Below are 24930 nucleotides of genomic sequence, written 5' to 3' on the forward strand. Positions count from 1 at the left end.
AGATTGCCGAAACCTACTACTGTCGTAAGGCGTACCCGGCGATTCGGACAATGCTGGGAACCACAGACGTCTATTGAAAGGGAACCCCGCATGGGTGTCAGTTTGTCCAAGGGCGGCAATGTCTCGTTGACGAAGGCGGCGCCGAACCTTACCGCTGTCTCCGTCGGGCTCGGGTGGGATATTCGTACGACCACCGGCACCGACTTCGATCTGGATGCCAGTGCGATCGCGACCGGTGGGGACAAGAAGGTCGTGTCCGACAAGCACTTCATCTTCTTCAACAACCTCAAGTCGCCCGAGGGCTCCATCGAGCACCTCGGCGACAACCTGACCGGTGAGGGCGAAGGCGATGACGAGGTGATCAAGGTCGACCTGGCCAACACTCCGCCGAACATCGAGAGCATCTTCTTCCCGGTCTCGATCTACGACGCGGACACCCGTCAGCAGTCCTTCGGCCAGGTGCGCAACGCCTACATCCGCGTTGTCGACCAGGCCAACGGCACCGAGCTGGCCCGCTACGACCTGTCCGAGGACGCCTCGACCGAGACGGCCATGGTCTTCGGCGAGCTGTACCGCAACGGCGCCGAGTGGAAGTTCCGCGCCATCGGCCAGGGCTACGCCTCGGGCCTGGCGGGTATCGCCCGTGACTACGGCGTGAACGTCTAAGACGTACTTATCTGTACAGGGGGCTCGGCGACGGGCCCCCTGTACGCATGTCCGCGGAACGATTCGCCTCGCCGCTCCGTTGGACAATCGACGGTTCCGCGGCCACGCTGGAACCATCATCGCGACCGCGGGTTGGTTCGGCCCTCGGGTTACATCGGCAAAGGCGCGCTCGGACAGACATTCGACCGCCGCACGGAAAGGGTCTCCGCGTGGTCTTGCGCATATTCGGCATGTCCATCGTTGTCACGGTGATATCACTGCTCGTGGCATTCCTCTATGGCGGGCCGACCGCGCTGGCCTTGGCCGCCATCCTCGGCGTCCTCGAGGTCTCGCTGTCGTTCGACAATGCGGTTATCAACGCCACCGTGCTCGAGCGGATGAACGAGTTCTGGCAGCGGATCTTCCTCACCGTCGGCGTGATCATCGCCGTATTCGGCATGCGGCTGGTCTTCCCGTTGGCGATCGTCTGGATCACCGCGGGCCTGAACCCGGTGAAGGCGTTCGACCTGGCACTGAACCCGCCCGCTGATGACGCGCTGGTCTTCGCGGACGGCAGCCCCAGCTACGAGAAGCTGCTCACCGACGCACATCCGCAGATCGCCGCATTCGGCGGCATGTTCCTGCTGCTGCTGTTCCTGAACTTCATCTTCGAGGAACGCGAGACCACCTGGCTGTCCTGGTTGGAGAAGCCGCTGGCCCAGCTCGGCAAGCTGGACATGCTCTCGGTCGTCGTCGCGAGCGTCGGCCTGGTGCTCACCGCGGAATTGATCGCTGGTGACGAAGAGCGCGCCACCGTCCTGGTCGCCGGTCTGCTCGGCATGATCACTTACATCGTGGTCGACGGTCTCGGTTCGCTGTTCCACACCGAGGAGTTCGAGGAATCCGCGGACGGCGGACCGTCGCAGCTGGTCAAGGCCGCGGGCAAGGCGGCGTTCTTCCTGTTCCTGTACCTCGAGGTGCTCGACGCGTCGTTCTCCTTCGACGGTGTCATCGGCGCCTTCGCCATCACCTCCGACCCGATCATCATCGCGCTCGGCCTCGGTCTGATCGGCGCCATGTTCGTCCGTTCGATCACCGTGTACCTGGTGCGCAAGGGCACGCTGTCGGAGTACGTGTACCTGGAGCACGGCGCGCACTGGGCGATCGGCGCGCTGGCGGTCATCCTGTTCTTCTCGATCGGCGTGCACATCAATGAGATCGTCACCGGCCTCGTCGGCGTGGCGTTCATCGGCGCGGCGTTCATTACCAGCATCATCCGGAATCGGCGCGAGGACACCGACGAAGTGGAAAGTGCGCGAGAGGCCACCCCGGTGGCCTGACTTCCGGCGGAGAACTCGAGCGGCAGCGGCATCCGGCCGCTGCCGCTTCTCTTTTTTGACAACTGGGGCGACTCAACGTACGAGCACGGGCTGTCGCTGCTCGATAAGCGTCGGGCGACGCGCGGCAAACACCATACCGATCAGTCCGACACCGAGTCCGGCGGCGGCCAGCGGCCGCAGCGGCTGATCGATGAACAGCCAGGCCAGCACGGCCGTGACCGCGGGCGTTGCGAAGAATAAACGCCCGACTCGGGTTGCCGCCCAACGCTTCAGCATCGCATTCAACAATAGGAATGCGACCATCGAATTGACCAGCACCATCCAGGTGAGCGATTGCGCGAACCGCGCCGCATCCCAGATATGCAATTGGCCGGTGCCCCAAGCCAATATGCCAGCGACGGGTGCGCTCACGGCCATGTGAATGGCGGTGCTGGCGCGCGAATCGACCTGCGGCACAAACCGTTTCTGATAAATTGTGCCGACACTGAGGCCGAGCAAGCCGACCACGCACAGCAGCAGACCGACCAGTGACATGCTCGACTGGTCGAGTACGGCCAAGCCGACGCCGACACCACCGATGCCGAAACCGAACCACTGTCGCGCGGTGACGGTTTCGCCGATGAACCCGGCCAGCAAAGCGATGACGACCGGATTGAGTCCCTGCACCAGTGCAATGATGGCGGCCGAGACGTGCAGGCTCATCGCGGTGTAGAACGCACCGAACTGCACGATCTGCATCAGCAGACCCGCGATAATGACATGCTTGAGTTGGGCCGCGCTCGGCCAACTCGCGCCAATCACGCTGGCGTACACCGCGAGCAGTACCGCGGCGATGCCGAAGCGCGCGAACAGCACCATCATCGGCGGTGCCGCGCCGACGCCGATGACTCCGGCGATGAAGGCACTGCTCCACAGTACGACGAACAGTGGTTGCATGCCCGCCGCCAGGGATGGTTTGCCGGTCGCTCGAAACAGCGGGTCCAAGTTCACGTGCTCTCCTCGATCACCGAATAACCACTCAAGGCGGTTACTACCGTCGCATTGAATTAAGTAACCTGTCAAGGCGGTTACTATGAAAGGGTGTTCACCTTCGTGAGCGGCAACCTCGCCCTGGACTTCGCAGGCACGGTCAAGGCCCGTGCCACGACATTCGACGACTTGCTCACCACCGCGGCGGATCTGGACGAGTGGCTACTCGCCGCCGACCTCCTCGACACCGCCCCGCACTGCGATGCCGCGACACTCGACCTCGCCGTGCGCCTGCGCGAGGCCGCCTACCGACTGGCCTCGGCGACGGTCCACCGCGAACCGTTCGCGGATGTGGACCGCGAGATCGTCAACGAGCTGGCGAGCCGAGACTTGCCCCGGCTGACATTGCGATCCGACGCTACGATCACGCGCCACGGCGGTCCGGATGCGGCACTGGCCGCGATCGCCCGGTCCGCGATCGAAATGCTCGGCGGGCCGGAGCGGGGGTTGATCAAGGAATGCGGGCGCGACGAGTGCACTCGGCTGTATCTCGATACCTCACGTGGGAAGTCGCGACGCTGGTGCGATATGACCATCTGCGGCAACCGCGCCAAGAGCGCGGCATTCCGTGCCAGACGTACCGATTGATCCGGCTGATCGCCGATCGTCACTTCGACCGCGACCATCGACTCTGCATCCGCACAGGCGGTCAGCACCAGTGCAGCGGTGATGTACTAGGCGACCGGGACGAGGCTGCCGGGGGCGAACCGCGGTATCGGCGGGGGCACGAGTCGGGTTCCGCGCGGTCGCGCACGCACGAACAGGAAGAAGAACACCAGCAACAGCGCGGCTCGTCCCCATACGCCGAATTGCACGACGTTCTCCATCGAATCCACCGAGTTGCCGGATCCGATCGAATAGAAATACCGGAATACGCCGATCCCGATCGCCGCATCAGCGATCAGATAGGCACCGATCGCCGCCCATGGCACCTCGAGTAAGACCATGAACGGCACCAACCACAGCGTGTATTGCGGCGAATGCACCTTGTGGAACAGCAGGAATCCGCACAGCATCGCGCCGCTGACCCCGATCCACGGAAAGGTGCCGGTCATCGTGAATCGCTTCCAGCCCAACCACATCGCCAGTACGAAGGAGGTCAGCACCAACGTCGGCGACGCGATGGACACCGCGTGCTGAAATGCGCTCTCGCCATCGGCGTCCTGACCGAACAGCTGCCGAAGCCCCCAGTACCAAATGGAATTGGTGGTGATATCGGCCTGGCGCAATTGCTGAAAGGTGATCGATGCGCGCCAGCCGTCGTAACCGGCGAGCGCGAACGGCAGATTCACCACAACCACTGTGCCGACGGCCGCGGTCGCGGTCAGCAGCGCACCACGCACATCGAACCGGGTCGGCGTCGGATCATCCATCTCGCGTTGACCACCGGTGAGCACATAAGCGAGCAGCGGCAGCACGAAAATGCCCGGGTACAGCTTGAGACAGAACCCGATACCGAGCAGCACAGCGGCCAGAATTCCCCTGGTACGCAATGAATATCGGGTCAGGGCGGTCACCACGTACACCGCGGCGACCGCCATGCAGACCACCGGTAGCTCCCAGTTGTGGAATGCGTAGAGCACCAGCGGCGGCCCGGCCGCCCACAGCAGCGCCGCCCGCCCCGCCAGCCGGACCAGCAGCCAGGCGGTCAACAAAGCGAACGGCGCCAACAGCAATGCCGAATGCAGCAGGAATTCCGCGTCGTTATCGGCGCCGACCGCGCCGAGCCACATCAGCACACCGCTGAGCACCGGATATTCGACCGCGCCACCGGTCAGCGTGCCGTCATCGGTAATGCCGCCATCGAGATACGGAAATACGTGCTGATCGATATCGCGACCTAGCCAGAGGAATTGGATATCGGAATAACAGACATCCGAATCCTTGATCACATCGAAGATCGCACTGCGACCGTTCTCGGCGAACGGCGCACCCGCGCACCGCGCCTTGTTCGCATAGGCGAGCGCCAGCGTGAGCCCGCACAGCAACACCACCGCCGCGGCCAGCGCTGTGCTGCGCTGCACGCGGCCCGCGATCGAGTCGCTGGCGGCCAGTCCGGTCGGCATGACGACCAGCCTAGGTGGCCGACGCAGACAACGCCCGCGCTCCCCCGCCTCCGGTAATCGAGGGGGAGATTTCGCTGCTCAGCAGGCGTTCATGTAGCCTTGTCGGGTTGCTGACGCAACGACCCTCCTGCCACGGACCGTCCGTGGCCGTTTCCTAGTCCACAGGAGGTGATTGGTCCGTGCGTCATTACGAAGTGATGGTTATCCTCGATCCGAGCCTGGACGAGCGCACTGTTGGTCCATCGCTGGACAACATGCTGAGCGTCGTCAAGACCGATGGCGGCAAGGTCGACAAGGTCGACATCTGGGGCCGCCGCCGGCTCGCCTACGAGATCGCCAAGCAGGCCGAAGGCATTTACGCCGTGGTCGATCTGACCGCCGAGCCCGCCACGGTGAGCGAGCTCGACCGCCAGCTGGGTCTCAACGAGTCGGTGCTGCGCACCAAGGTTCTGCGCCACGGCAAGTGACTCTCGATTGCGTCGGTGCCTGTCTCTAGGCTCTAGCGCAAAAGCGAGTGCACTGCGGACTGCATACCGAGCAGGAGGAACCACATGGCAGGCGACACGGTCATCACCGTCATCGGAAACTTGACGGCCGATCCCGAACTTCGATTCACGCCCGCGGGCGCTGCGGTGGCGAATTTCACCGTCGCATCGACTCCCCGCGTGTTCGACCGTAATTCGAACGAATGGAAAGACGGCGAAGCGCTTTTCCTGCGCTGCAACATCTGGCGTGAAGCTGCGGAGAATGTCGCCGAAAGCCTGACCCGAGGCGCCCGTGTGATCGTGAGCGGACGACTGAAGCAGCGCTCCTACGAAACCCGCGAGGGTGAGAAGCGCACAGTCGTGGAGCTCGAGGTCGACGAGGTCGGTCCCTCGCTGCGCTACGCCACCGCGAAGGTCGCCAAGGCCAGCCGCGGCGGCGGGGGCGGCGGCGGCTTCGGATCCGGTTCCAGTGGTGGCGGGGGCAACTTCGCTCCGGCCGGTGGTGGTGGCGGCAGCCGTTCCGGCGCCGACGACGACCCGTGGGGCAGCGCACCCGCGGCAGGCTCCTTCGGGGGCGGCCGCGTAGACGACGAACCGCCGTTCTGAGAACGGCTCACATCGGCCTGAATGTTGCCGTAGCGACTGCTTGCATGTCGCTCGAAACAATCAGCCCATCATTGATTACGGAGTAACCATGCCTAAAGCGCCCGCGCGCGAAAAGGTGCTGAAGAAGAAGGCTTGCACCTTCTGCAAGGAAGCCAAGTCCGGCACCGTCAATATCGATTACAAGGACACCGCCCTGCTGCGGAAGTACGTCAGTGATCGCGGCAAGATCCGCGCTCGCCGGGTCACCGGCAACTGCGTGCAGCACCAGCGCGACGTCGCCGTTGCCGTGAAGAACTCGCGCGAGGTGGCCCTGCTGCCCTACGTGTCGACGGCTCGCTGAGAAGGGAGACATCGCAATGAAGTTGATTCTTACTGCTGATGTGGACAACCTCGGTGCCCCCGGTGACACCGTGGAGGTCAAGGACGGCTACGGCCGCAACTACCTGCTGCCGCGCGGTATGGCGATCGTTGCCACCCGGGGCGCACAGAAGCAGGTCGAGGGCATCCGTCGGGCTCAGGACGCGCGCAAGGTGCGCGACCTGGATCACGCCAACGAGCTGAAGCAGGCCATCGAGGGCTTGGCGGCGGTTTCGCTGTCGGTCAAGACCGCTGGCACCGGCAAACTCTTCGGTTCGGTCACCCAGTCCGACGTCGCCGCCGCGATCAAGTCGGCCGGTGGTCCGATCGTCGACAAGCGCAGCATCGAGCTGCCGAAGTCGCACATCAAGACGGTCGGCAAGCACAACGTCGTGGTGCACCTGCACCCCGATGTGGTCGCGAAGTTCGACCTGCAGGTCGCCGCGAACTGAGTTCATTCGAAGGCCACTCTTGTGCTTCGGCATAAGGGTGGCCTTCGGCTGCGCGGCATCGATCCGATGTGCGGGTGAGCAGCGCCGTTCGGGAAATAGCCAAATATTTGCGAGATACCCGAGCGGTGATCTGGACCATTCTCGGCAACCGACTGCTATCGGCTCTACCACCGGTTATTCGACTTGTGGATCGCCGAGAAAACCAACCGGACTCGATGTGATCTACGCCATATCTATCGCACGTGCTGTTTACCCCCAACACGCCCGGCTGTTCATCTAGACCGACACGCCGACACTTCATTCATCCACACGTGGAAAGCTTGAGAAATCGATATCTATCAGCGTGTTTGAACGAGGTGACCTGGGTTTTCCCCAAGTTGTACACAGGGGGTGCACAACACCAGGTAAACAGTCCCCAACTTATCCACAGGTGTGTGCACATTGCGGTTTGGTGACTGCCCATCGCGTCGCCTAGGTTCGTCGCAACATCATGCGCGCACCACCCGGAACGGCATGATTCGGCACCTGCCGCGGCGGTTTGCTGGAACCGCAGGTGAGGCACCTGTAGTGAGGTCGCTAAACCGCGGTGCGCTGCCGAATGTGTCGTAGCCCGGGAGTACAACGAGTGATCAATAGGGTCGGCGGATAGGCGTTTTCGAGCGGCCTGCGAGTGGCGAGAGAGGACGGTCGAGTCTGGTGACCACCACCGATGACCGCGGGCATACGGACTATCCGCCCGAACCGCCCGGTGAGGACTTCGGCAGACAGCCCCCGCACGATATGGCGGCCGAACAGTCCGTGCTCGGCGGCATGCTCCTGAGCAAGGATGCGATCGCCGACGTCGTCGAAGTGCTGCGCCCCGGCGATTTCTACCGCCCGGCCCACCAAGCGGTCTACGACACCATCCTCGATCTCTACGGCCGCGGCGAACCCGCCGACCCGGTCACCGTCGCCGCGGGTCTGGACCGACGTGGCGAACTCAAGCGCATCGGCGGCCCGCCTTATCTGGTCACCCTCACCCAGACCGTCCCCACCGCCGCCAATGCGGGCTACTACGCCGAAATCGTTGCCGAGAAGGCGATTCTGCGCCGCCTTGTCGAAGCGGGCACCCGCATCGTCCAATACGGCTACGCGGGTGCCGACGGCCAGGACATCGCCGAGGTCGTCGACCGCGCCCAGGCCGAGGTCTACGAGGTCACCGAACGCCGCACCACCGAAGACTTCCTTCCGCTCGAGGAACTCCTGCAGCCGACGATGGACGAAATCGACTCCATCGCATCGCGCGGCGGCATCTCCCTCGGCGTCCCCACCGGCTTCACCGAACTCGACGAACTCACCAACGGCCTGCACCCCGGCCAAATGATCATCGTCGCCGCCCGCCCCGGCGTCGGCAAGGCTCTGGCCCTCGACACCCCCCTGCCCACGCCATCTGGGTGGACCACCATGGGCGAGGTCCGCGCAGGCGACTATCTCCTCGACGCCCAAGGCCGCCCCACTTGCGTCCTGGCCGCCACCGAAGTCATGACCGACCGGCCCTGCTACGAGGTCGAATTCTCCGACGGGACCGTGATCGTCGCGGACGAACAACACCAATGGCTCACCGAATCCGACCTACACGAGGGCAATCGCGTGGCCGTCCGCACGACCGGCGAGATCGTCCATACCCTGTACGGTCTCGACGGCAGCCTGAACCATGCGGTGCCGGGCACCGCCCGATCGGGCCCCCGACACATCGTGGACGCGCGCAAGATCGATAGCGTGGCGGTGCGCTGCGTCGAGGTCGACAACGCGGAACACCTGTACTTGGCTGGCCCGACCATGCTGCCGACACACAATTCGACGCTCGGCATGGACTTCATGCGCAGCTGCTCGATCAAGCACGGCCTCGCGAGCGTTATCTTCTCGCTGGAGATGAGCCGCACGGAGATCGTGATGCGCCTGCTCTCCGCCGAGGCGAAGATCAAGCTCGGCGATATGCGATCCGGTCGGATGAGTGATGACGACTGGACAAAGCTGGCGCGGCGAATGAGTGAGATCAGCGAAGCGCCACTGTTCGTCGACGACTCACCGAACCTCACCATGATGGAGATTCGCGCCAAGGCGCGGCGGTTGAAGCAACGCCATGATCTGAAACTCGTTGTGGTGGACTACCTCCAGCTGATGACCTCGGGTAAAAAAGTCGAATCACGACAGCAGGAAGTCTCGGATTTCTCGCGAAACCTGAAACTCCTCGCCAAGGAACTCGAGGTCCCGGTAATCGCGATCAGTCAGCTCAACCGTGGTCCCGAACAGCGAACCGATAAGCGCCCCATGGTCTCCGACCTGCGTGAATCTGGTTCGCTTGAACAAGATGCGGACATGGTGATTCTTTTGCACCGCCCCGACGCATTCGAGCGCGATGATCCGCGCGGTGGTGAGGCCGATTTGATAGTCGGTAAGCATCGTAATGGTCCGACTGCCACGATTACCGTTGCGCACCAACTGCATTTGAGTCGGTTCGTGGATATGGCCCGCGGCTAGGTGGGACAGCTTTCTCGGTTGGGTGAGCTTGATTAGGCGCTGATGTGGCGGATCGGTGACCGGCCGATCCCTCAATACGCCGACATCTCCCGGGCCCGCAGGTTGCGCTTCTTGGCGCGATTGCCGCAGGTATCCATCGAGCACCAACGTCGGCTACCTGGGCGGGACAGGTCGACGAAATAGGCGTGGCAGCTTTCGCCTTCGCATCGGCGTATTCGGGCGGCGGTCGGTGAGGTGACCAGTTCGAGCGCGTCTCGGGCCACTGTCGCCAGGACTGCCGCGATCGGGTCGGGGGCGGTCCACTGTACTTCGCCGCGCTTGTCGAGACTCGGGATCGGCACTTCCCTGCCCGCGGCCTTGTTGATGACGATGCGGTCCCGGTCGGACGGGTGCACCGGCCCCTTGGTCGTGCGGGCCAGGTCGACCACCCGAAAGATGGCCTCCCGCAACGTTCGCGCGGACTCGACGGCGCGTACATCAGATGTGGCGGTAACCCGGTCCCAGGGGCCGAATTGGGTAACCCACGCCGCCAGCGCCACTGGATCGGCCAACTCCTCGACCTCGGCGGGAGAGTCGCGGTGGCGCAACGTCCGGATGTAGTCGAGGCAGATTCGACCGGATCCTTCACGAAATCGACGCACGACACCATTCTATGGAACTACTTCGACCGGTTCGCAATGAACTGGTTAAAGTGGTTCACATGATCGATCTCGTCACGGATGCGCAACTGGCACAGTCACTCTCGGGCGACTTTCGCAGCCACTACGCCCACGTCAACGGCATTCGCTTGCACTATGTCGCGGGAGGGGCTGGCTCGCCGGTGGTACTCCTGCCGGGATGGCCGCAAACCTGGTGGCAGGCCCGCAAGATCATGCCGTTGCTCGCACGCCAGCACCGGGTCATCGCCGTCGACCTGCGCGGTATGGGCTCCTCGGACACTCCCACCGACGGTTACGACAAGAAGACGATGGCCGAGGACATCCACCAACTGGTACGACATCTCGGCTACTCGACGGTCGACGTGGCCGGACACGATATCGGCTCGATGGTGGCCTTCAGCCTGGCGGCCAACCATCCGGAGACCGTGCGCAGGCTGGCACTGCTGGAGGAGCCGCATCCGGATGATCGACTCTACGATTTCCGCTTGCTGCCCGGTCCCGACGAACGGGCCCGGCAACGGTGGTGGTTCGCATTCAATCAGGTCGCCGAACTACCCGAACAGCTCCTGGCCGGTCGCGGCAGGCACCTCGTCGACTACCTGTGCAAACGAAATCTACGTAATCCCGATGCCATCGACGAACAATCCCGCGCGGTGTACGCACGCGCCTATTCCCGCCTCGAGTCGATCCGCGCCGCCAACGGCTGGTATCAGAGCTTCGCCCAGGACATCGAGGACGGCCGAAAGTATGCCGGACTGACGATACCCATTGCCGCACTGTACTTTTCGGGCCATACCGACATACTCGACGGCCTCGCCGAGCGCGCAACCGACGTGCTCGCCATCGAGATCCCCGACAGCGGCCACTATCTCGCCGAGGAACAGCCCGAGCTCGTCGCTGCTCACCTGCGCGACTTCTTCGGATAGGGCGCCCAGTCCGGGGTCCACATGTCGTCGCTGGATATCGCGTTATATCTGGTGTGCAGGTACTCGAGGAAGTTCGCGAGGACGGGATGTGGATTGTCTGCTCGCCAGATCACGGAGAGCGGGTAGACCGGGGTCGGGTCGACGACGGGGATTCGGCGCAGCTCGTAGCTTTCCGGCCAGAGGTATCGGGAGCCCGCACCGACGAAGGTGGCGAGTCGGGTGGAATCCGCGAGTTCGGCGAGGAGCGCTTCGATGCCGAAGCTCGGGCCGATCGTGTCGATGGTGAGTCCGAACGCCGTCGCCAGATCGTTGTAGTAGCCGATCGGTTCAGCGTCGGACATGCCCGGCATCCAGATGGGGTGATCGGTGAGTTCGGCTGGCGTCACCGACTTGGCGTTCGCCAGTGGATGCCGCGGGCCGATGAGCAGTTCGTGTCGGTCATCGATGACGCGCGATGCCCGCAGTCCGCTCGGGACCTCGCGGTGTCGTAGGGATCTGAAGGTGGCGTCGATGGTGCCCGCACTGATCTCGGCCAGCGCCGACTCCGCGTCGAAGTTGGTCAGGGTGACGACATCGAGCTCGATCTCTGGATTTTGCTGGTAGAAGGCATGAAGGATGGTGGAGGGCGCAATCCTGCGGGCCACCACGTCGATCCGAAGGGCCCGACGCCCCGGTGTCACGGCCGCGGTGGCGCGTTCGGCGGCACGGATGAGTTCACGTGCATGCGGTAGTAGCGCTTGCCCGTCGACGGTCAGCCGAACCCCTCTGGCGATCCGCGCGAACAGCTGAACTCCGAGTTCTCGCTCGAGCGTGGCTACTCGTTTCGACGCGGCCTGCTGGGTAATGCGCAGATCGTCGGCAGCGGCTTGGAATTGGCCGGTCTCGGCAACCGCGACGAAGGTACGAACCGCATCCAAATCCACGAGCAAAAGCTACTCTCACAACGAAAAGTTGTGACACTCCGCTCGATTCGTTGTTGGTGTCAGCATCCGTCGACCGGCTTCAATCTCCCTGACAACAGAGGGAGTGCCGAATATGTGGCGGAGAGCGAAACTGGGTCGAGCGTTCGGGTGGTTGTGGGCCGCCTACGCGGTCAGCGCCTATGGGACCGGGCTCGGGTTCGGGGCCTTTTCGGTTGTCGCGATCACCGTTCTGAACGCTAGTTCGGCGCAAGTGGCGACCTTATCGGCATCCGGGCTCGCGATCGGGGCACTGCTTGCGATTCCGCTCGGGCCGTGGATGGAGTTTCGCGCCAAGCGGCCGGTCATGATCGCCACGGACCTGATCCGCTTCGTGGCGCTGGCATCCATACCGCTCGCCTACTGCCTCAGGGGGTTGTCCTTCGCGCAACTCTTGGCGGTCTGCGTAGTCACCGCCGCGGCGAAAATCGCGTTCACCGCTGCCAGTGGCGCCTACTTGAAGACCATCGTCCCCGCCAACGGGCTGTTGGCGGCAACCAGTCGTTTCGAGTCCACCACCTGGTCGGCCACGGTTATCGGACCGCCCCTCGGTGGCGCCGCGATCGGGCTATTGGGGCCGGTGGCCACCGTTGTTGTCGATGCGGTGAGCTACCTGCTCTCCGCGCTCGGCATCCTCGCGATCAGGGAACCCGAACAGCCCGCACCCCTGCGGAAGGCCCGAGCCCGCCGTTGGAGCGACATCGTCGAGGGGTGGCGCTACATCCTCGCCCACCCCACGCTGCGTTGGTTCTTCGCCAACACCATGCTGGTCAACGGGCTGATCATGGCCGGGGAGCCGCTGTTGTCGGTGCTGATGCTCGCCCATTTGCGGTTCCCGGTCTGGGAGTACGGGCTGGCATTCGCTGTTCCGTGTATCGGCGGTCTGATCGGGTCACGACTTGCCCGCCGCGTCGTTTCCCGTTTCGGCGAACAGTCGGTGTTGCGGGTGTTCGGCACATTGCGTGCGTGCTGGCCCCTCGGACTGGCATTTATTCGCCCGGGCCTGGCCGGGCTTGCGATCGTGATGGTCACCGAGTTCGGGCTGATCATCTGCATAAGCATCTTCAACGCCGTCTTCGCCGCTTATCGGTTGAACAACACCGATGCCGATCGCCACGCCCGGGTCCTCGCGGCGTGGTCGATCACCAGCAGCATCAGCATCGCCGCAATTACCGTCACATGGGGGTTGCTGGCACAACTCACCAGCCCGCGTGTGGCTATCGGCTTGGCCGGGGTTCTCCTGCTCGCCACGCCATTGCTGCTGCCGCGACAATCCGAGCGGGAGCAGGTCCGGTCGGATGAAGAGCCGGTTCTCTCCAACGACAGCGCGCGAGCGTGACCCGACGGCGTCTACGTCCGAGGTAGCTAGTTCGGCCGCCGCGGCTGGAGTGACTTGTGCACGGTTGCAAAATCTATAGACCGGTCTATTCTGAGGCCATGGTTACATCCAAGGGCGCTCAAACGAGTGGGCAGTTGGTGGAGTCGATGCTGGAGTTGATCCAGGCGCGGGGATACGCCGGTACCGGGTTGAACACGGTCGTTGAGCACGCGGGTGCACCGAAAGGGTCGCTGTACTTTCACTTTCCGGAAGGGAAGGAACAGCTCGGGGAGAAGGCGATCGAGTTGGCGGCCGAGCGGTTTCGGACCTTGCTGGCTGAGATGGCGGGGTCCGGGGCGTCACCCGGGGAGGTGATTCGGCGGATTGTGGAGGTGCTGGCCGGGTTGGTCGCGGACAGCGATTTTCAGCTCGGGTGCCCGGTTTCGGTGGTCACGTTGGAGATGGGTGCGCACAGCGAACGCCTGCGTGGCGCGTGTGCGGCGGCGTTCGAGTCGTGGATCGAGCCGGTGCGTGAATATCTGGTCGCGGCAGGACATTCGGAGTCGGCGGCGCGCACACTGGCGACGGCGACGGTCAGTGCGGTCGAAGGAGCGGTGATCGTGGCACGCGCCAAACGTGACGTGGAACCGTTGCGCAGTACGGCCCAGATGCTGGCGGGTCTGCTCGACCAGCCCGGGACGGTGGTCTGATGACTTCGCGGCATGCGCTCGTCTTCGGAGCGACCGGTTTTATCGGCCGCAATCTGATCCTCACCTTGGACCAAGCCGGAATCCGCGTCACCGCCGCGGTCCGCAGCCGCGAATCATTCGCGCGGCTGGCCGCATGGTTGACGGATCACGGGTGCCGGACGGCTCCGGCGGAGTTGATTGTCGATTTCGACGCCGATCCCCTTGCTCAGGGCGAAGATGCGGCGTGGACCGATGTCACCGAGGTGTACAACTGCGCCGGGGCGTACCGATTCGGTATGACGAAGGACCAGGCACGGCACGGCAATGTCGACAGCGTCCGCTCGGTGGTTTCCTTTGCCGCGCAGCTGCCTCAGCTGTCCCGGCTTGTCTACGTCTCCGGCTACCGGGTCGGCGGTCAGGACCCGAGCACAGTTCCGTGGAGCCAGGAACGGGTGGAACGAACTCATCGCCGTCTGGGCGCTTATGAGGCGTCGAAGGTGGAGAGCGATGCGGTATTCCAGGCCGTCGCCGATGAACTCGGCGTGCCGTGGTCGATCGTCAACCCGCCCACCGTCATCGGGCTCAGCAGTACCGGTGAATCCGATCAGCAACTGGGCCTCGCGGCGAGCTTGAAAGAGATCTGGCAAGGTACGGTGGCGGCGTTGCCGGGCGACTCCCGCACCTTCGTGCCCGTGATCGCGGTCGACTATCTGACCCGCTTCATGACTCTGCTTCCGATGGATCCCAGCACAGCCGGTGCGGCGTACTGGGTGCTCGACGACGCAACGCCCGCACTGCCGACTCTGCTTTCGCAGGTCGGTCGGCATTATCGAGTGCCGGTGCCACGCACACTGATCCCGGTCGCACTGGTTCAGCGGCTACCGCAGTGGCTGACGAAGGCCGATCCGGAGACCATGACCTTCCTGTCCACCGACCGCTATCCCACCGAGTCCGCACACCAATTCGCCCGCAAGCATGGCCTCGACCTGCCCGACACCACACGCACGATCCTGCGATGGGCCGATTACCTCGCCGCGCACCGCTTCGGAAATGCGCAAACTAGCAGTGTCGCAAGGGCTTTCGACGACCACGCCGGTGTCCGAACATTCCGGATCGGCGAGCCCGACGCGTCCACTGTGATATTGCCCGGCCTGCCGGTCAATGCCGACACCTGGGCTCCGGTCGCGGCAGCCATCGGTCACGCCCAGATTGTGGACCTGCCCGGCCTCGGGATGTCCCCGGGCGGTCGAGGTGACTGGCAGGCCTGGCTCGAGGCGCTGCTCGAACGAATACCAGGCGCGCACTTGGTGGGTCACTCCATCGGCGCCGCCGCAGTGGTCGAGGCCGCGGCCGCGCGGCCGGACAAGATCGGATCGATCACTCTGGTCGCGCCGTTCTTTCTCCAGCCGAGCGCCGGGCTTTCGGCACGTGCCATACCCCTGATGCGGTGGTATCTGCGTCGACTGAGCCCGAATGCCTTGTCCGACAAGCTAACCGGCTCCCCCGAGTACGCACTGGCGCTGGAATCGAGCGTGCAGGATCTGCGTCGCGCGAATGTCGCGGGCAATATCGCCACGCTGTTCGCCGCGACGACGAACGCAAGTTGGCGCCGTGAACTCACTGCCGAGCTCGCGCAATATCCCGGCCCGGTCCACGTGATCACCGGAAGCGAAGACCCGCTCAGCCCAACGTTGCTCGAATCACTATCGCCCCGAACAGAATTCAGCACAATCAGCGGAGCTGCTCATCATCCGCAACTGACACATCCCGACGAATTGGCGCGTGCAATTGCCGGAATGGTCACGCCATGGGCAAGGAGCACTGGTGCGCCACCGCGGTTCCCGAAAAGCGCGGATCCATGGCCGGAGTCAGCTCGTCGATTCAAGGGCAGTCGATGTCCAGCGCGCAAATAGCGGAACCACACCGACCGGATGCCTTGCTGTCCAGCCCAGCCGTGCAGGGCCTGCACGCCGGGCCGAGACGGCCCGGGCGGCGGCGCCCGGCCCGGCGGACACGCAGGTGTAGCCGGGCAGTACGAAGAGCAGGCAGGGTACGGAAAGCGGAACCCAGCCGCGGCTCGAACGCCGGGATTTCACCGCGCAGTACAGCGCCGATGTCGTAGCGGGCAAAGAATAGGCGCCCCACATCGGCCAGGCTTCGGGCTTGCAGCCGTCAGCGGCGTCCATTCCGGCGGACGATTCTCGGGCACCTGTGTCCTACGCGCATCGCTCACTGCAGCTTCCCGATGAGTGAACCGATCGGCGCTGACACCTGCGGGGCCAACACATCGATCATGCCGTTAGCTAGCGGAACTATATCTAGTGCGCCGTTGCACAACGATAACTCCACTCGAGCGTAACCATTTCTCGGCCCGCGGTAACGATTCAGCCGTCGAACCCGACGTCCTTCAAGACACACGGCCTGTCGGGGGGCCTGTCCGTCCACTTGTCGGTTATGAAATTGGGGAACGGGACATGGCTCTTCGGGAGTTCTTCGCGCGCCATCGAATGGCTTCGGCAATCGTGGCGCCCGCGTCGCTGGGAGTGGCGGCGATCGTCGCCGCTTCGGTGGCGCTGACATCAACGCACGAAACCGTCGATACCCGCCTGCGGGCATCGGTTACGGAGTGCCACGACATGGTGACGATTTCGGTTGCCGGGCGTCGGGACACACCGGATACCGCCACCACGAAGTTGCTGGTCGGGGCCAATGGCGAAGAGTTGCCCGCCGCGCTGTCCGGTGATTACAACAGCCAATGGGTGGATCCGGTGGTCAACGCACCGGCCGATGATGTCGATCCCGGCTCGTATGCCGCTGTTTACATCGCCTACCCGGCGAATATGGACAGCTACGAGGATGCCGTCAACGCGGGTGTCGCGAATACCGAACAGGTGATGCGAGAAATCGCACAGGCCTGCCCCGACACCAAGTTCTCGATCGTGGGCTACAGCGAGGGCGCCGATGTGGTGCGCCGCGTCGCCATGACCATCGGACATCAGAGCGCCGATCAAGATGGCGGCTACGGCATTGTCGATCCGGCCGATGTCGTCGGAGTCGTGATCCTCGCCGATGCCGGACGCTCGGCAGGCGACGGCCCGTTCCCCGGTGCGAAGGATCCGTACAGCAATCCAGATGGCTTCGACCAGAAGTATCAGAACGGCACGAAAACCGCGTCCGGCCAGGGCGCACTACCCGGTACCAGCGGTGACTTCGGTGCGCTGAACGGCAAGATCGCGTCGTTCTGCTCCGATGGCGACCTCACGTGCTCGGCGCCGCAGAACATTTCACTGCTGCAACTGGCGGTGAATGTGGGGCGGCAGTTGAATGTCGACGCGCTCGAACGCGACGGGCTGACCCCCGCGACCGGACAGGACGTCGCCGTTGTCCTCGGCCGGATCGCATTGGCGGCATTCGCGGACATCCAGTCGCAGCCGAACTGGATGCAGAGCGATGAGACCTTTCTCCAGGTACTGCTGAGGGTTTCGGATCCGGAATACAAGCCGGGGCAGACGCCGAAGACTCCGGCCAAGGCCGAGTCGATCTCGGCCAATGAGATGTCACCATTGGCCTACCTGCCGCAGAAGGTGTTCAACGAGATCATCGGTCTCATCGTGACCAATCAGAACACCATCCCGGTGATTCTGAGCGACCCCTACCAGCAGACGCTCGGCCCCAATGCGAGTGGTCATCACTTCGACTACTGGCGCGATGCCGACCCGAACAACGGCAAGCCGCTGACATCGGCCGAGTACGCGGCCGCCTGGCTCACCCATCTGGCGAAGCAGGCACAGGCGGGTCAGCCGGTCGATACGACCGCCAAGCCGGAGTCGGCCGATCTCGCCGCCGCCTACCAGGCAGCGACCTCGACGACCAAGGCGCCCGAACCGACCAAGACCACGACCGCGGCACCGACGACCACCGCCGCCGCCCCGGCGAAGACGGAAGTCAGCGGCCAGCCGACGACCAGTGCGGCGCCCACGACCACCGCGCCGCCGATGAGCACACCGGCGATCACGACACCACCGGCTTCGACCACCACGACCACTCAGCCCCCGAAGCCGACCACCACCGAACCAACGACCACGACAACGCAACCCGCGACACCGACCACCACCAAGTCGACTCAGCCCTGACCCGGCGCCATCGCGGCTAGCGCACGCAGGCCCGCACGGCTGGCGCCGTCGCGGGCCTGCGGCCATCCATCCCGTGATGGGATGTATTCGTATAGGCTCCGATTCGATCGGAAGCGAGCAGGGCGAGATGGTGAAGCGATGACGCAGCGCGGGTGGGTGCTCTTCTTGGCGATGGGTGTCATCTGGGGTGTGCCCTACGCGATGATCCGGATAGCGGTCGAGGATTTCGACCCGATCGTGGTGGCATTCGGCCGAACCTTCCTCGGCGCACTGATCCTGCTGCCGATCGCGCTCTACACCAAAGCCCTCGCACCGGTGTTCCGGCGTTGGCGTCCGCTGCTGCTGTACACCTTGGTCGAGATCACCGGACCATGGTTTCTGATCGGCTACGCGGAGACCACCCTGAACAGTTCGACGGTCGGGCTGCTGATCGCCGCCGTTCCGCTGATCGCCGTGGTCATCGTGACCAAACTCGGCCACGATCGCTTCGACGCCCGCCGGACCATCGGCCTGATCATCGGATTCGCGGGTGTGGCGGCACTGGTCGGCTTCGATATCGACCTGACCGAGCCCGCCGCGATCGGTGCCATCGGGCTGACCACAATCGGCTACGCCGTCGGCCCGATCATCATCAATCGCGCGCTCGCCGATCTGCCACCACTCGGCGTGGTCACCGGATCGTTGATTCTCGCGGCGGTGATCTACATACCGTTCGCCGCATTCCGTCGGCCAACCCATTTCACCGCCGACGCGTCGTGGTCGGTGCTGGGACTGGCGGTAATCTGCACGGCCGCGGCATTCCTAGTGTTCTTCGCGCTGATCAGCGAGGTCGGCCCGGCCCGTGCCACGGTCATCACCTACATCAATCCAGCGGTGGCCATCCTGCTCGGCGTCACCATGCTGGACGAGCCGCTGACTATCGGGATGGGCATCGGCTTCCCGCTGGTCATTCTCGGTTCGATTCTCGGCACCGCCCGTGCCCGCGCCGCCGAGGAACCCGCGGCGGCACCCGTCACCCAGTCCTGAGCGCCCTCAGTCGGCCGCACTGAAGGTCAGACCGGCGCCGCTGATGATCTTCAGCAACATCGCACGCAGCCGATCCACCTCGGCCGCACCGATGATCGCGTCGAGATGTGCATCGAATCGCTCGACCACTTCGAGCCCCGCCTCGACGACGGACCAGCCTTGCGGTGTGAGGCGAACCAGCCGCGCCCGTCGATCGCTCGGATCGGGCGTCACCTCGACATAGCCGCGCGCATCCAGATGTCGCACGAGCTCACCCATCGCTTGTTTGGTCATGCCCGCGCGCGCGGCGAGATCGATCAGCCGCGTGCCTTCTGGATCGATCACCTGGAATACCGGCGCATGCGCGGCCCGCAGATCGGTGAATCCGGCGGCCGCCAGACCCGCATCCAGTTCGGCCGCAAGCGTTCGAGCCGCGGCGCCGAGCAGATTCCCGAGCGGCGGCGGCCGATCGGCCAACGGATTAGTCAGGCTCTTGACCATTTCGGAACTCCTTCGTAACTTTAGTCAGGAACCTTACTACTTTTGGATGGTGCACATGATTGCCGTAGGCCTCGCACTGCTGGCCCTGCTGATCGAACTCGGCTGGCTGGCCTTCGCCGACGGATCGGTCGGGTCGATCACCGCGGTGGTGCTCGCGAGCATCGGAGTGCTCGCGGTGACCGCTGGCCGATTCGTGGTCGTCGATACGACAGTTCGAATCCTGTTGGGCGCATTGTTCGCCGGTTCGGTCGCGGACCGGTTCGGACTGCTCGGCGCGCCGGGTGCGGACGATGTCTCCTGGGGCGACTACTCCGCGTTCACCGAATACACCCGCACACTCACACCACAGATCTTGGATTGGTCGGTGCCTGCCCTCGCCGCCATCGCGACCGGAACGGAAACCCTGCTGGCCATCGGCTTGATCTTCGGCGTCGCCGCGAAACTCACCGCACGCGCCGCCACCGCGGTGTTGATCGTCTTCGCGGCGGCCATGTGGACCTCGGTGGGATTCGATGAAATGTGTTCGTACGGTGTCCTTGTCGTGGCAAGCGGTGCTGCGATTCTCAGCACCCGCGATACCGCCCTGCACCTCGACACTCTGTTGCGCCGCATCCCTGTCGCCGGGCTCGGCAAGGAAACTCGACGTCGCGGCGCCACTAGATGAGGGGCGCGGGAGGGCATGATGTCCGGGTGACAGCGAACAGTCGAACCGATCCAGCGGATGTGGCGCACACTCGTGCCGCCTACGACGATGTCGCCCTCCGCTATGCCGAATTAGTCAAGGATCACCTCGCGACCCAGCCATACGATCGCGCCATGCTCGCCACATTCGCGGAACTGGTGCGGGCCGGCGGTCGGGTGGCCGATCTCGGTTGCGGTGAGGGCCGACTGACCGCACACCTGGCCGGGCTCGGACTCGATACCTTCGGGATCGACCTGTCACCCCAATTGCTCGGATTGGCCCGAGCACAGTATCCGACACTCGAATTCGACGAGGGCTCCCTCGAACACCTCGATATCGATGACGCCACTCTCGCGGGAATTCTCGTGTGGTACTCGTTCATCCATCTGCCGCCCGAACGAATGCCCGCTGTGTTGGCGGAGTTTCATCGGGTACTCGAGTCAGGAGGGCGCGCACTGCTCGCGTTCTTCCAGGCACCCGATGTCCAGGATGTAGAACCATTCGACCACAAGGTGATAACCGCCTATCGATGGTCAGCGGATCGGCTCGCCACACTGGCCGAAGAGGCCGGATTCACGCCGACCGCCCGGTTGATCCGCGAACCGGATCCCGGCGAGCGAGGCCGCCAGGCCTATCTGCTCCTGGTCAAGGATCGCTGATTCGGCGAACGCGAATCCGTACTCTTCAGTAAGGTTGGGGACAGCACAGGGGAGATGGCTGTGCGAACCCTTATCGACATCGTGGTCGTTTCCTATCACCAAGACCTCAGCACCACACCGTCGTCAGGGGGCGACAGACCATGGAGCTCATTTCTCCGATCGATGCCGTATTCCTGCTCGCCGAATCACGCGAGCATCCGATGCATGTCGGTTCACTACAACTGTTCGAGGCACCGGAGGATGCCGGGCCTGATTTCGCTCGGCTGACTCATGAGAAGTTGTTGGCCGACAACGCATTCCACCCCACCTTCCGCAAGCGCCCGGCGACCTGGCTCGGCGCGCCGCAGCTGGCGTGGACCCAGGCCGAGGAGGTAGAACTCGCCTATCACCTGCGCCGATCGGCGCTGCCGAGTCCGGGTAGCTTCGATCAACTGCTAGCACTGGCCTCCCACCTGCACGGCGCTCTACTCGATCGACACCGCCCGCTGTGGGAGATCCACGTGGTGGAGGGGCTGAACGACGGCCGCTTCGCGTTGTACTCCAAGATGCATCACGCGCTGATCGATGGCGTCACCGCGCAGCGAGTGCTGCAGCGAACGCTCACCAACGATCCAACCGCGACCGAAACGCGCGTGCCGTGGAACCTGCCCCGTTCGCCTCGCAAGAGCGAACCATCTGGCTCGCTGCTCGGCGGGCTCGCGCGAAATCTCCGGTCGGCGGTCAATTCCGGGCCCGCCGCGCTGCGGGTGGCACGGGCGGCACTGGTGCAGCAGCAGTTGACGATGCCGTTCGAGGCGCCGCGCTCGATGTTCAATGTGCCGATCGGCGGCGCTCGGAGGTGCGCGGTCCGGTCCTGGCCGCTGGAGCGCGTCAAACAGGTCAAGAAGGCCACCGGCACGACCGTCAACGACGTGGTGCTGGCGATGTCGGCCGGTGCGTTGCGCGCATATCTGATCGAACAGCATGCCCTGCCCGACAAGCCGTTGATCGCCATGGTTCCGGTGTCGCTGCGGGGCGATGAGGACGAGGTCGGTGGCGTCAAGGTCGGCGCGATCCTGTGCAATCTCGGCACCGATATCGCCGATCCGATCGAACGGTTGCGTGTGGTGAGCGAATCGATGCGCCGCAGCAAAGAGGTCTACAACTCGCTTTCCCCCATCCAGACCATGGCGCTATCCGGGTTGATGCTCAGCCCGCTCGCCCTGACTCTGCTGCCCGGCATGCTGTCGTTCACGAATCCGCCGTTCAATATCGTCATCTCGAATGTCCCGGGCCCGAAGGAACCGCAGTACTGGAACGGGGCCCGTCTGGACGCCTCGTACCCGATGTCGATTCCGTTCGACGGCCAAGCCGTCAACATCACCCTCACCACCAATGTGGACAGTCTGGACTTCGGGCTCGTCGGCTGCCGCCGCAGTGTGCCGCGACTGCACAGCCTGCTCGACCACCTGGAGAATTCGCTGGCCGAACTCGAGCAAGCTGCCTCCTGAACCGGCGAATCGTCTACGTCGCCAGTAGCCAAGGCTGAAGCTGACGACCATGACTCTTTACGACCACACCGGACGGACGTATACGCGGACCCGGCAACCGGATCCGCGTTTCGCCGCAGTTGTCGATGACGCGGTGCGCGGCATGGCATCGATCGCCGATGTCGGCGCCGGCAGCGGATCCTACGAACCGACGGGCACCGTGATCGCGGTCGAGCCGAGCCAGGTAATGATCGCCCAACGCCCACCGACTGCCGCACCGGCGGTCAAGGCGGTCGCCGAGCAGTTGCCGATCCGCACAGACGCGGTCGATGCCGCCTTGGCCGTCCTGACCGTGCACCACTGGACCGAGCTCGATCGCGGCATCGCCGAACTGAAGCGGATCGCCCGCCGCCGGATCATCATCCTCACCTGGGACCACACCGTCTTCCGCGAATTCTGGCTGGTCCGTGGCTATCTGCCCGCCGCGGCCGAAACCGATGCGCGCCTGGCCGTCGCACTCCCGCGCCTCACCGCTCTCCTCGGCGACGTATCAATCATCCCGATCCCGGTCCCGCACGATTGCGTAGACGGGTTCCGCGGCGCGTACTGGCGGCGACCCGAGGCGTACCTGGACGAAACCGTGCGCGCGGGCATGTCGATGCTGGCGATGACCCCGGCCGCGCTACTGGAGGACGGACTGAACCGACTCCGCGACGATCTCGCCACCGATGCGTGGGCTGCCCGGCATGCGGAGCTACTCGATAAATCCGACCTCGACCTGGGCTACCGGCTCCTCACCGCGGAACTGTGATTTCAGTCGACAGGAACGGCTACCGCGGGAAAACTAGAACGTGTTACATTCGAGGTCAGGCGTCCGCGCCTGTCGACGAAGCTACCGCCGCGTCATGGCGATATCTGCGGCAGTCGGCCGAATCGGCAGCGCGGGCCGGTGACCAAATATGCAACCCGTTCCAGCACTCGTCAGCCGCTGTGATCCGGCTGCTGAGCAAGTAGGGAGACCAGCACGCCATGCGTACCGAAATCTGTGACCGGCTGGGGATCGAATTCCCCATCTTCGCCTTCACCCATTGCCGCGATGTGGCGGCCGCGGTCAGCAATGCCGGCGGACTCGGCGTGCTCGGTGCGGTGGGCTTCACCGCCGAGGAATTGGAGGTCGAGCTGGCCTGGCTCGACGACCATGTGCACGGTGTGTACGGCGTCGACCTCGTCATCCCGTCGAAGTACGAGGGCAAGGGGATCGATGACCTGACCCCCGAACAGCTGGAGGCCAAACTGGCGGAACTGGTTCCACAGGGCCACCGAGACTTCGCGGAGAAGCTGCTCAACGACCACAATGTCCCGCATCTGCCCGACGGCGAGCGCCACAACCAGTTGCTCGGCTGGACCGCGACCACGGTCGCGCCGCAGATCGAGGTGATCCTGCGCCATCCCAAGGCCAAGCTGGTCGCCAATGCCCTCGGCACGCCGCCGCCGGATGTGGTCGAGCAGATTCAGAGCTCGGGACGGCTCATCGGTGCGCTGTGCGGTTCGGTGAAGCATGCGCTCAACCACAAGCGCGCGGGCCTGGATTTCGTGGTCTGCCAGGGCACCGAGGGCGGCGGGCACTGCGGTGAGATCTCCTCGATGGTGCTGTGGCCGCAGGTGGTCGACGCCATCGGCGATATGCCGCTGCTGGCCGCCGGCGGTATCGGCAATGGTCGCCAGGTCGCCGCGGCCATGGCGATGGGTGCGGCCGGTGCGTGGACCGGCTCGCTGTGGCTGACCGTCGAGGAGGCGAATGTGCCGCCCGCGCAGATGCAGACCTATATCGAAGCCTCCAGCCAGGACACCGTGCGCTCGCGGTCCTGGACCGGTAAGCCGTGCCGCATGTTGAAGAACGACTGGACCGAGGCATGGGAGGCGCCGGAGAATCCCGATCCGCTGCCCATGCCGCTGCAGATGATGGTGGCCCTGGACGGCGTCAAGCGCGGGCATCGGTATCCGGAGGCGGCCAAGGATGTGAACTTCAATCCGGTCGGTCAGGTCGTCGGCATGATGAACAAGGTGGAGCGTTCCGCCGATGTGATCGCCCGGCTGATCAATGAATACGTGGAGGCGTGCGATCGTCTGAACAAGCTCAATAGCGCTCTCTAGCAAACTCTTCGACGCCGCCTCGACCGACCGCTCGGGGCGGCGTCGTACTCCCGTGGCTGGGTAGCCGTCCGTCGGCGTAGGCGGTATACAAGTGATTCGCACTGCTTACAGTGCGAGCGCTCGCGTCAGTTTCGGGAGGTAGGCATGTATCCCTGCACCAACCCTCGGTGCGGAAGTCGCGGACATAATGAGCCGGAGTGTCCGAATCTGATGCATGCCGATCTGCCGCAACGGCGAAATCTGGTGGTGCTGGCCGTACTTGCCGTCACGATCGTC

24 protein-coding genes are annotated in these 24930 nt (G+C 64.2%); 19 read left to right on the forward strand and 5 right to left on the reverse strand.

Annotated elements, in window-relative coordinates; all coding sequences use genetic code 11:
• Nucleotides 1-90 precede the first annotated feature (90 nt).
• Together ACIBG0_RS09605 and ACIBG0_RS09610 are read left to right on the forward strand one after the other, a co-directional pair.
• Nucleotides 91-666: a TerD family protein gene (locus ACIBG0_RS09605; protein WP_397030917.1), complete on the forward strand. Its 576-nt coding sequence runs from the start codon at nucleotides 91-93 to the stop codon at nucleotides 664-666.
• 209 nt (nucleotides 667-875) lie between these two features.
• Complete coding sequence (locus ACIBG0_RS09610; RefSeq protein ID WP_397030918.1) at nucleotides 876-1985, forward strand: DUF475 domain-containing protein; 1110 nt, start codon at nucleotides 876-878, stop codon at nucleotides 1983-1985.
• A gap of 72 nt (nucleotides 1986-2057) precedes the next feature.
• On the opposite strand, the gene ACIBG0_RS09615 is transcribed toward ACIBG0_RS09610, so the two are convergent.
• Complete coding sequence (locus ACIBG0_RS09615; protein WP_397030920.1) at nucleotides 2058-2975, reverse strand: DMT family transporter; 918 nt, start codon at nucleotides 2973-2975, stop codon at nucleotides 2058-2060.
• 90 nt (nucleotides 2976-3065) lie between these two features.
• Between ACIBG0_RS09615 and ACIBG0_RS09620 the strand changes: the two genes are divergently transcribed.
• Nucleotides 3066-3602: a CGNR zinc finger domain-containing protein gene (locus tag ACIBG0_RS09620; RefSeq protein WP_397030922.1), complete on the forward strand. Its 537-nt coding sequence runs from the start codon at nucleotides 3066-3068 to the stop codon at nucleotides 3600-3602.
• Between the two features lie 86 nt (nucleotides 3603-3688).
• On the opposite strand, the gene ACIBG0_RS09625 is transcribed toward ACIBG0_RS09620, so the two are convergent.
• The gene (locus ACIBG0_RS09625) at nucleotides 3689-5080 is read right to left on the reverse strand and encodes a hypothetical protein (protein WP_397030924.1); all 1392 of its coding nucleotides are present in this window, start codon (nucleotides 5078-5080) and stop codon (nucleotides 3689-3691) included.
• A 179-nt stretch (nucleotides 5081-5259) separates the two neighbouring features.
• Here ACIBG0_RS09625 and rpsF point away from each other — a divergent pair, with 179 nt between their 5' ends.
• The 5 genes from rpsF to dnaB all read left to right on the forward strand — a co-directional run bounded on the left by rpsF (nucleotide 5260) and on the right by dnaB (nucleotide 9500).
• Nucleotides 5260-5547: a 30S ribosomal protein S6 gene (gene rpsF, locus ACIBG0_RS09630; RefSeq protein ID WP_040697500.1), complete on the forward strand. Its 288-nt coding sequence runs from the start codon at nucleotides 5260-5262 to the stop codon at nucleotides 5545-5547.
• Nucleotides 5548-5631: 84 nt separating this feature from the next.
• Nucleotides 5632-6171 carry a single-stranded DNA-binding protein gene (locus ACIBG0_RS09635; RefSeq protein ID WP_397030926.1) on the forward strand — a complete coding sequence of 180 codons (540 nt, stop codon included), beginning with the start codon at nucleotides 5632-5634 and terminating at the stop codon, nucleotides 6169-6171.
• Between the two features lie 88 nt (nucleotides 6172-6259).
• Nucleotides 6260-6511 carry a 30S ribosomal protein S18 gene (gene rpsR, locus ACIBG0_RS09640; protein ID WP_040697505.1) on the forward strand — a complete coding sequence of 84 codons (252 nt, stop codon included), beginning with the start codon at nucleotides 6260-6262 and terminating at the stop codon, nucleotides 6509-6511.
• Nucleotides 6512-6527: 16 nt separating this feature from the next.
• Nucleotides 6528-6980, forward strand: a complete 453-nt coding sequence (gene rplI / locus ACIBG0_RS09645) for a 50S ribosomal protein L9 (protein ID WP_397030928.1) — start codon at nucleotides 6528-6530, stop codon at nucleotides 6978-6980.
• A 780-nt stretch (nucleotides 6981-7760) separates the two neighbouring features.
• Nucleotides 7761-9500 carry a replicative DNA helicase gene (gene dnaB / locus ACIBG0_RS09650; RefSeq protein WP_397031230.1) on the forward strand — a complete coding sequence of 580 codons (1740 nt, stop codon included), beginning with the start codon at nucleotides 7761-7763 and terminating at the stop codon, nucleotides 9498-9500.
• 71 nt (nucleotides 9501-9571) lie between these two features.
• Here the strand turns inward: dnaB and ACIBG0_RS09655 are convergent, their stop codons facing one another.
• Nucleotides 9572-10141: a CGNR zinc finger domain-containing protein gene (locus ACIBG0_RS09655; protein ID WP_397030930.1), complete on the reverse strand. Its 570-nt coding sequence runs from the start codon at nucleotides 10139-10141 to the stop codon at nucleotides 9572-9574.
• Nucleotides 10142-10200: 59 nt separating this feature from the next.
• Here ACIBG0_RS09655 and ACIBG0_RS09660 point away from each other — a divergent pair, with 59 nt between their 5' ends.
• Nucleotides 10201-11085 (forward strand): alpha/beta fold hydrolase, encoded by an 885-nt coding sequence (locus ACIBG0_RS09660; protein ID WP_397030932.1) that lies wholly within the window; start codon nucleotides 10201-10203, stop codon nucleotides 11083-11085.
• On the opposite strand, the gene ACIBG0_RS09665 is transcribed toward ACIBG0_RS09660, so the two are convergent.
• Nucleotides 11061-12008 (reverse strand): LysR family transcriptional regulator, encoded by a 948-nt coding sequence (locus ACIBG0_RS09665; RefSeq protein ID WP_397030934.1) that lies wholly within the window; start codon nucleotides 12006-12008, stop codon nucleotides 11061-11063. The two genes, ACIBG0_RS09660 and ACIBG0_RS09665, sit on opposite strands and share 25 nt — an antisense overlap.
• 112 nt (nucleotides 12009-12120) lie before the next feature.
• Between ACIBG0_RS09665 and ACIBG0_RS09670 the strand changes: the two genes are divergently transcribed.
• From ACIBG0_RS09670 to ACIBG0_RS09690, 5 genes are all read left to right on the forward strand, one after another.
• Nucleotides 12121-13383: an MFS transporter gene (locus tag ACIBG0_RS09670; protein WP_397030936.1), complete on the forward strand. Its 1263-nt coding sequence runs from the start codon at nucleotides 12121-12123 to the stop codon at nucleotides 13381-13383.
• Nucleotides 13384-13481: 98 nt separating this feature from the next.
• The gene (locus ACIBG0_RS09675; RefSeq protein ID WP_397030938.1) at nucleotides 13482-14072 is read left to right on the forward strand and encodes a TetR/AcrR family transcriptional regulator; all 591 of its coding nucleotides are present in this window, start codon (nucleotides 13482-13484) and stop codon (nucleotides 14070-14072) included.
• The gene (locus ACIBG0_RS09680) at nucleotides 14072-15964 is read left to right on the forward strand and encodes an alpha/beta fold hydrolase (protein ID WP_397030940.1); all 1893 of its coding nucleotides are present in this window, start codon (nucleotides 14072-14074) and stop codon (nucleotides 15962-15964) included. Before ACIBG0_RS09675 ends, ACIBG0_RS09680 begins: the two co-directional genes overlap by 1 nt.
• A 561-nt stretch (nucleotides 15965-16525) precedes the next feature.
• On the forward strand, nucleotides 16526-18184 hold the full coding sequence (locus ACIBG0_RS09685; RefSeq protein ID WP_397030942.1) for a cutinase family protein: 1659 nt from the start codon (nucleotides 16526-16528) through the stop codon (nucleotides 18182-18184).
• 138 nt (nucleotides 18185-18322) lie between these two features.
• Complete coding sequence (locus tag ACIBG0_RS09690; protein ID WP_397030944.1) at nucleotides 18323-19210, forward strand: DMT family transporter; 888 nt, start codon at nucleotides 18323-18325, stop codon at nucleotides 19208-19210.
• Between the two features lie 6 nt (nucleotides 19211-19216).
• On the opposite strand, the gene ACIBG0_RS09695 is transcribed toward ACIBG0_RS09690, so the two are convergent.
• Nucleotides 19217-19690, reverse strand: coding sequence for a MarR family winged helix-turn-helix transcriptional regulator (locus ACIBG0_RS09695; protein ID WP_397030946.1), 474 nt, complete (start codon nucleotides 19688-19690; stop codon nucleotides 19217-19219).
• Nucleotides 19691-19745: 55 nt separating this feature from the next.
• Between ACIBG0_RS09695 and ACIBG0_RS09700 the strand changes: the two genes are divergently transcribed.
• The 5 genes from ACIBG0_RS09700 to ACIBG0_RS09720 all read left to right on the forward strand — a co-directional run bounded on the left by ACIBG0_RS09700 (nucleotide 19746) and on the right by ACIBG0_RS09720 (nucleotide 24654).
• The gene (locus ACIBG0_RS09700) at nucleotides 19746-20354 is read left to right on the forward strand and encodes a hypothetical protein (RefSeq protein WP_397030948.1); all 609 of its coding nucleotides are present in this window, start codon (nucleotides 19746-19748) and stop codon (nucleotides 20352-20354) included.
• 26 nt (nucleotides 20355-20380) lie between these two features.
• Nucleotides 20381-21031: a methyltransferase domain-containing protein gene (locus tag ACIBG0_RS09705; protein WP_397030950.1), complete on the forward strand. Its 651-nt coding sequence runs from the start codon at nucleotides 20381-20383 to the stop codon at nucleotides 21029-21031.
• A gap of 140 nt (nucleotides 21032-21171) precedes the next feature.
• Nucleotides 21172-22521 (forward strand): wax ester/triacylglycerol synthase family O-acyltransferase, encoded by a 1350-nt coding sequence (locus ACIBG0_RS09710; RefSeq protein WP_397030953.1) that lies wholly within the window; start codon nucleotides 21172-21174, stop codon nucleotides 22519-22521.
• A gap of 49 nt (nucleotides 22522-22570) precedes the next feature.
• Entirely contained in the window at nucleotides 22571-23311 is a 741-nt protein-coding gene (locus ACIBG0_RS09715) for a class I SAM-dependent methyltransferase (RefSeq protein WP_397030955.1), read from the forward strand.
• Nucleotides 23312-23529: 218 nt separating this feature from the next.
• Nucleotides 23530-24654: an NAD(P)H-dependent flavin oxidoreductase gene (locus ACIBG0_RS09720; protein WP_397030956.1), complete on the forward strand. Its 1125-nt coding sequence runs from the start codon at nucleotides 23530-23532 to the stop codon at nucleotides 24652-24654.
• Nucleotides 24655-24930: the final 276 nt, after the last annotated feature.

The sequence above is a fragment of the Nocardia sp. NPDC050630 genome (genome assembly GCF_044457245.1).
In the GTDB taxonomy this organism is placed as follows: Bacteria; Actinomycetota; Actinomycetes; order Mycobacteriales; family Mycobacteriaceae; genus Nocardia.